The sequence below is a fragment of the Clostridium sp. genome (assembly GCF_050717635.1).
In the GTDB taxonomy this organism is placed as follows: Bacteria; Bacillota; Clostridia; order Clostridiales; family Clostridiaceae; genus Clostridium_AD.
Genome location: NZ_JBOITO010000021.1, coordinates 1 through 7,282 on the forward strand (window position 1 = coordinate 1; position 7,282 = coordinate 7,282).

General features: G+C 30.2%; 9 protein-coding genes. All 9 read right to left on the bottom strand.

Annotation, left to right across the window (positions count from 1 at the left end; genetic code table 11):
* Positions 1 to 97: 97 nt before the first annotated feature.
* The 9 genes from ACREWB_RS10575 to ACREWB_RS10615 all read right to left on the bottom strand — a co-directional run bounded on the left by ACREWB_RS10575 (position 98) and on the right by ACREWB_RS10615 (position 7,093).
* Positions 98 to 379 carry a signal peptidase II gene (locus ACREWB_RS10575; RefSeq protein WP_431547416.1) on the bottom strand — a complete coding sequence of 94 codons (282 nt, stop codon included), beginning with the start codon at positions 377 to 379 and terminating at the stop codon, positions 98 to 100.
* 168 nt (positions 380 to 547) lie between these two features.
* Positions 548 to 1,333: a nucleoside phosphorylase gene (locus ACREWB_RS10580; RefSeq protein ID WP_431547417.1), complete on the bottom strand. Its 786-nt coding sequence runs from the start codon at positions 1,331 to 1,333 to the stop codon at positions 548 to 550.
* Positions 1,334 to 1,394: 61 nt separating this feature from the next.
* Positions 1,395 to 1,751, bottom strand: a complete 357-nt coding sequence (locus ACREWB_RS10585) for a VOC family protein (RefSeq protein WP_431547418.1) — start codon at positions 1,749 to 1,751, stop codon at positions 1,395 to 1,397.
* A gap of 80 nt (positions 1,752 to 1,831) precedes the next feature.
* Positions 1,832 to 2,377 carry a GNAT family N-acetyltransferase gene (locus ACREWB_RS10590; protein WP_431547419.1) on the bottom strand — a complete coding sequence of 182 codons (546 nt, stop codon included), beginning with the start codon at positions 2,375 to 2,377 and terminating at the stop codon, positions 1,832 to 1,834.
* A 128-nt stretch (positions 2,378 to 2,505) separates the two neighbouring features.
* A complete protein-coding gene (locus ACREWB_RS10595) occupies positions 2,506 to 2,877 on the bottom strand; it encodes a VOC family protein (RefSeq protein ID WP_431547420.1) in 372 nt (123 codons plus the stop codon).
* 74 nt (positions 2,878 to 2,951) lie between these two features.
* Positions 2,952 to 3,338: a VOC family protein gene (locus ACREWB_RS10600; protein WP_431547424.1), complete on the bottom strand. Its 387-nt coding sequence runs from the start codon at positions 3,336 to 3,338 to the stop codon at positions 2,952 to 2,954.
* Between the two features lie 383 nt (positions 3,339 to 3,721).
* A complete protein-coding gene (locus ACREWB_RS10605) occupies positions 3,722 to 4,558 on the bottom strand; it encodes a CPBP family intramembrane glutamic endopeptidase (protein ID WP_431547421.1) in 837 nt (278 codons plus the stop codon).
* Positions 4,559 to 5,079: 521 nt separating this feature from the next.
* A complete protein-coding gene (locus ACREWB_RS10610) occupies positions 5,080 to 5,847 on the bottom strand; it encodes a class I SAM-dependent methyltransferase (RefSeq protein ID WP_431547422.1) in 768 nt (255 codons plus the stop codon).
* 418 nt (positions 5,848 to 6,265) lie between these two features.
* Positions 6,266 to 7,093: a DUF2785 domain-containing protein gene (locus tag ACREWB_RS10615; protein ID WP_431547423.1), complete on the bottom strand. Its 828-nt coding sequence runs from the start codon at positions 7,091 to 7,093 to the stop codon at positions 6,266 to 6,268.
* Positions 7,094 to 7,282: the final 189 nt, after the last annotated feature.

Genomic DNA, 7,282 nt, shown 5'->3' on the forward strand with positions numbered 1-7,282 from the left:
TAACTAAACCATCCTTCTCTTCTTTAGTATATTTTTTAATTTGTCTCGTCATAAAATAATCATCTCTCCTTTGTTCGAGAATAACATATATTATTCCCTACGACAACCATCTTAGCACAGGGGGATACCGATAAAACAAATATATTAATATGATCATAATTACTCCAAAAGCAATGTGAATCCATTTACTCACACCTAATTGAAACATAGAATTAAGCCATGAATATTGCCTATTGAACATAGGTTCAAAGTACAGGAATCCAGGCAATATAGGAAACTTTCTGTTAAGAAAACTGTTATAAATTACTATTTTAATAACCTGCTCTATTGTTACTAAAATAAACACTGCTATACCTGTTTTTTTGTTTTGAATTTTCATATTTATTCTGCACCACCTAATATAAATAAACTTCGCATAGTTTTACCATTTTAGTTCTTGAAGTGAAGATTACGCCCCACTAATTTAATAATAAAATCACCATTTATACATTTATCATAATTTTTGTTAGAACGTGAAATAATACAATTATAGAATTTATCGTTGATATTAGTCTTGTTTATTATCAATTGCATATTTTATTGAATTACTAATAAATCTATCTTTTAAACTATTGAAATCAGAATTTCCCCAATTCCAACTTTTCTCTTTTTCATTAACTGGGTGTTTATCGGAAACAAGCAATATTACATTCGGCTCTATTCCATAATAATTACTTACAGATAACAACGCAGATGCTTCCATATCTACTCCTACACAATTCATTTTTCTCCAATAATCTTCTTTATAAAATGTTTGTCTATAAATTGCATCAGTAGTAACCGTACTACACTGGTATGTATTAAAATACTGACTAAAATAACTTACCCCTTTTGATACCAATATTTCAGATTGGTTTACAAATTTAATATTTTCATAATAGTGTAATGACGTTCCTTCTTCACTCAGTACTTTATTTGGTATGATTACATCGCCAACATTAACTTTGTTAGAGAATCCACCACACATACCTATTAAAATAATATCTTTAACCCCTAAAGCAATTAAAGTTTCTACAGTATCAGCAATGGCAGGAGAACCATACCCTCCATGAACAAAGCAGACATTTGAGTGTTCTTCAATTATTAAGCATTCACTTTCTCCTATAAATTTAGGAATACTTTTCATAATAACTTTAGTTTTGTAATTATTTTTCAAATACTTCATTGCTGATCCCATACAAAATATAACTACTTTTGACGGTAATGCTAATCCTCTTTCACTCCTATGCGAACTAATAACATGTTTTTTTGCGGTTATTATTGACTCACTAATATCTTCATCATGTTTCCACATTAAAATCACCCCACTTTATATAAATATATTTCGTCATAACTAAAATTCATGCTCGTATTTACTACTTATTAGGTGATGTTATTTCAATATGATTTCCTTCACTATCGACAAATTCTAATACCCAATTGTTTTTTATATTTGTTAGTGGAAATACAATAGGGCAATTTAACGATAATAACCTTTCTTGAACCAATTTAATATCATCTACTTCAAAACTTGGCAAACAGTTATCTCCATAAATGTGCCTTTCATTTACTTTTTCATTAGCAAAAAGTCCAAATCGAAAACCTTTAATGTCAAACACACTATATACATCATCATGTTCTGTAACTGTCTTATTTAATAATCTTTCATAAAATTTAATTGCACGTTCCATATCTCTAACACATATGTATAATGAACTTATTCTAAACTCCATATTTTTCCTCCATTATTTAACTAATATAAATATTTTTCTCCTCAATTAATAAAAATATTGTGTAATAGATATACTAATAGTTACGCTAAACTCCTGTATCTTCTGTAATAGAAATAGCTATCACTTTCCATGTTGGGTTGTTTGTGTTTAATTGGCGTTCGTTTTTCAAATAATTCAAAACCGCATTTCTCTGCAAGGTGACAAGAAGGAATGTTTGCACAATCAATCGTCAATATAAGATACTTTATATCTGATACATCGAAACACCAACCCACTAAAGCATTTACAGCTTCTTTTGCGTACCCATTTCTCTGATATTTTTCCGACATAAAATAGGCTACTTCAACTTCATTTACTGTATCTTCAAGACCCATACCTACCATTCCAATCATTTCACCTGAATCAGGTAATGCAATTGCATATCTTTTATTCTCATAAACATCTGTTGAATCTTTTTGAGTTTGGTGCCAATCAATATACCCCCAAAAGGCTTTTGGCGAATCATTATTTTCTGCCCAATCAGGCATAAATCGAAAAATGTTTTTCTCTCTTACAATCTGATAAAGGTTTTCTGCGTCTTTTAGCTCAAAATCTCTAATTATTATATGGTTTGTTTCTATTCGCATATTGCACCTCTCCCTCATCGTATGTAAATAATATTTGCTTTACAATAATCTAACAGTTGTCTTATATCGTAGGTATGCGGTTGATGAACACTTTAAGAATGTTGAGTATTAGCTTGTTCAAGTGGTAACTATCTTGTACGTGTATAAAAATTTATTAAATTGCCATCGGGGTCCCTGAAATAAAATGAACAATTTCCCCAAGGTTGAGTTGTAAGAGGTTTTATTATTTCTACTCCTAACTTCTGTAAGCGAGAGTAGTCATTTTCTACATTGTCTACATTAAACTCAAGTTCAAGACATCTGTTTGAGGATGGTTTAATTGAACCTTTTGCAAGTTCTTCATGTGCTTTAAAACTGAATAATGAGAGAGCTCCGCAATCAGTTGAAAATTCAACATAATCATCCCCATAAGCCTGTGGTTCAATTTGTAATACCTCTCTATAAAAGTCACTTAACTTTTTCACATTTTCAGTAATAATACAGCTATGTGTAAGTTTCATTGTTCCTTCTACCTCCTTTAGTGTGTTAGTTAATTATAAAATACTCTTGTATCTCATGAGAAGAATATTTTAATTTATTTAATCTCTGCAAAAATTTCATGTATATTCCCATCTGGATCTTCAAATAATGCTGTTCTTTGACTCCAAGGCATATCCTGTGGATTTTGGATAGGAGTTGCTCCTTTTGTAACTAAATGTGTAAATGACTCATCAACATCATTAGGATTTTCACATGGAAAGGCCAGTTCAAAAACTTGACCAATTGACGTTTTCTTGTATTCATTGCTATAACCATACATAACATCTCTCATACAAATAGCAAATCGGACTCCCTCATTTTCAAATTCAACATAATTTCCAAGGTCATTTTTAATCTTAAATCCAAGAACTTGATTATAAAAATTCTTCATTTTGTCTATATTATTTGTCCAAATCGTAACAAGATTAATTTTTGCTTTCATCATAGTTTACTCCTTCTTAATTTAATGTGTGAATCGTGCGTATTATTTTACTATTCTTCATCAATCGTAAATCTATGGTTGATAAGGAATCTGTTATAATTGTGTTTTTAAAAAAAGAAAAATTTTAAGCTATCAAACTATTATTTTAAAATTACATCTAACGTTTCTTGTTGCCGACGTTCCTGAACCTTAGCCCGACAGGCTTGGTGAAGGAATGTACCTTGGCGTTGGTTTTCTACTAACCTATATATAGATTATAAGTCATAAATTTACACCTTGCTTTAAAAAAATAGTTTACTAGCCAAGGCGAACGGCAACATTTTGTTATGTGATGTTTCAAGTCTTCAATCATCTATAGCTTTTCTTTGTATTCATAAAATATATTAACTATTTTCAGAAATTATAACAGTTCCATCTATCGTTACATTTATAACCTTACGTAACAAAAACAGTCCCAATAAAAGTAACGGAATAAATTCTGCCAAGTTTATCAAATATGGCAGTATGTAAAATTTACTAGATGCCACCAGCGTTCCTTTTTTGGCAAAATCTCCAAAACTATTTGCAGCATCATATAAGCCGTGCAATAATGCACACCACAGGAGATTATTCTTTGTCCGAAGAAGCAGTGCCGAAAAAAATATTCCTACAATAGTAGCATAAACAACTTGTGTCACAACTGAAATAATGCTACTACCACTGAATAGATTGAAAAAATGAAATAATCCAAAAACGATACTGGTGAAGATAACTGAAAAATATATTTCTTTTTTTGTTTTGCCATAATGTCTGAACATTAATGACAATATCAAACCTCTAAACAGAATTTCTTCATACAATCCTATAAACAAACTGCTTATTATCATCATTATAACTGCCGAAATCATATTAAAAGATATAATAGTATATTCAAAATTAAAAATAATATAAATAAAGAATAGCCAACTCACTGCAAAATATCCTTTGTTAAAATTCCACTTAAATCGCTTAATAATACCTATCATTTTCATAAATTCAAAACAGGCAACAATACCTATGATTCTAACAACCGTACCTACTATGTATTTTGTCATTTGATTTTTCGAACTAATTTTATAACCTAACTGGGATGAAAAGAATGCAATTAATCTGGGAATTCCATTCAAAATCACAATATTACCAATAAAAACTATAAGTATTACCAGTAATATTGTCTGCAATTTAGTCAATTTTTTAATCATAGCATAACACCTCTTTTAACATAAATTTATCTAATAGAAATCACATATATAGGTACACACCTTCGCCTAATTAACCCTCAACAAAATCAATAGTATTCATGTTTCACACGTACTCCCTTCTAACTAATAAGAACAATCTTAACTATACCACTGTGCCTTAACCTATATATTGGAATAGAAGAAACAACTAACTACGTAAGAAAATTTCAGATAGAGTAGAAATTTCACATAACGTTTCTTGTTGCCGACGTTCCTGAACCTTAGCCCGACGGGCTTGGTGAAAGAATGTGCCTTGGCGGTATATTTTGATACTCTTTGTCTAAAGATACACTTGCGTGTATAGCTTATCCTTTCACAAAGAACTCTCCAGCCAAGGCGAACGGTAACATTTTGTTACGTGAAGTTCAGGTCTTGCGCTCTCTATGATACGTGCGATTTCTACTAATTTATTCAATATTGACTTCATTATATAAAAATATTGTGAATTAATAGATTATAAACAATGGTCATATAAAAAAACATTATTTTCTTGCCAAATATAACTCTATCGTGTCATATACAGTTAAAACATTACCATTTTCCAGAATAGCATTTTCAATTTCACTATATAATAATTGCTTTGTAGACGCTACCATACTTCTATGGTCTGAATATGTATTTAATAGCGAAATATAACCTGAAGAGTTAAATACTCGTGTTTGGTGATATAACTTTACTTCTAAGTCTCTAAAACCGTATGATTGGATAGTTTTTGATATTTTATTATATCTTGCTATATCATTTTCTATGAATTTAGCGTTTGAAGGTCTATATTTTTGGTATATATTTTGAATTTTTTGATGAATTAAATCATCTTCTCGTTTTACAAATGGTTTATTCCAAAACAATGCTAATGTTCCATCATTCTTTAATATCTTTAATGCCTTTGGATAACCTATATCTTCGGGAATCCAATGAAATGCTGTTGCAGAGTAAAGAATATCAATACTATTATTAGTACAATTAAAATCCTCGAATGAGGTATTATATACAATAAAATTTTTATATTTTTTGAATTTTTCTTTTGAGTATTCTGCAAGGTCTTTTCCAAGTTCAATGGCTGTTACATCACATCCTGTCATCAGAAATGGCATAGTTGCTTGACCAGTACCGATTCCCACTTCTACTGCTTTTTTATTTTGATTAAGTTGGGAATACTGAATAATATCTTTGAATAATTCTTTACAATATGTTGGTCTCCATTCATCATAATTTTTAACATCTTCATTAAATGTAAAACGCTTGTCCATACTATACCTCCCAAATAAAATAGAAATAATCTTTATTCATCTTATTTTACAAAGGCATAATAAATACCTGCAATAGCTACTCCTGCGATAAATCCGAAGCAAACAAAATAAGGTATATACTTTTTTAACTCTTTACTCATAAGTCACCTCCTCAACTAATATTAATAATGTTTGTTTTGCACATTATTTTACTAATGTGAATTATTTTATATATTCGAATAGCTAAAAATCACTAACTGAGCAAGAACGTTTCAGATAGACCTGAAATGTCACATAACGTTTCGTGTTCAAGACACCGAGAAGCTTAGTGCGACCGCACTTTGCTTCGCAGGTGTGCTTTGCAGTACTTTTATGCAAAGCGAACTTGAATATTTTGTTATGTGAAGTCAGCTTTCCTAACCCATATGAGATTTTCATATTAATTATAGTTACTTATTTTCGTTAATGCATTTTTTATTTCTTCAACTAATACCTCGGTGTTTTCCAAAACAATTATTCTAAAATATAAACTTCTTAACATATTCTTTACATTAGTTAATAAATTGTCATCCTCTGGATGAATTCCTGTTTTTTCTATATCACTGAAACTCTTTATCCATTCACAAATGTCTTCATTTGATATTAAACTTCTATTTAATATACTTACAATTGTAGTTACTAACCTTTCATCTTCCTCATTTACATATACATAATTACTAATAAATACTTTCTTTTTTATTATCTCAAGCATGTGTAATAACTCTTCATTCCCTATTTCTGAACATATAGCTAAATCGTCTAGAGCATCGGCAGCGTGTGCAATTGAATGTGCCCATCCTTTATCCTTTACATATCCTCTCAAATCCTGTTCCTTTATAAAATAATCTACTACTTTTTCATAAACCTCCAGGATATCCTTTTCTGAGAGAAATTTATGTTGTCTATGCTTCATAAGTATCAGTGGTACTAATAATATTGAAAAAGAACGAGTAAATACTGAATCTGTGTCAGTTTCTCCAATTCTAAAGAATAAATGGCTGTCATCTATACTCATAGCTAGCAATTCTTTCAATTTACTAATTGTAATTTCATTATCTTTAATCCAGTAATACATTATTGAATATATCAATTTATCTCGTAACTCTGGATCTGAATTACCTATGTTGTGCATCATCTCAAAAATAAGGTGATTGATATTCACATTTATTGGAACACTGTAGTTTTCTTTTTTAATTTGTTTTAATATTCTTTTTAGATCATTAGACATATATAAATCTCATCTTTTTCATTTCCTCAATAAGTATCTTAAATGCGTACGCTGATTTCACATAACGTTTCGTACTCCAGACGCCGAGACCCTTAGCGCGACGCCGCTTAGGGTCGCAGGTGTGCTTTGCAGTATTCTCATGCAAAGCGAACTGGAGTATTTTGTTATACGGAGTTTAGCCACTACACT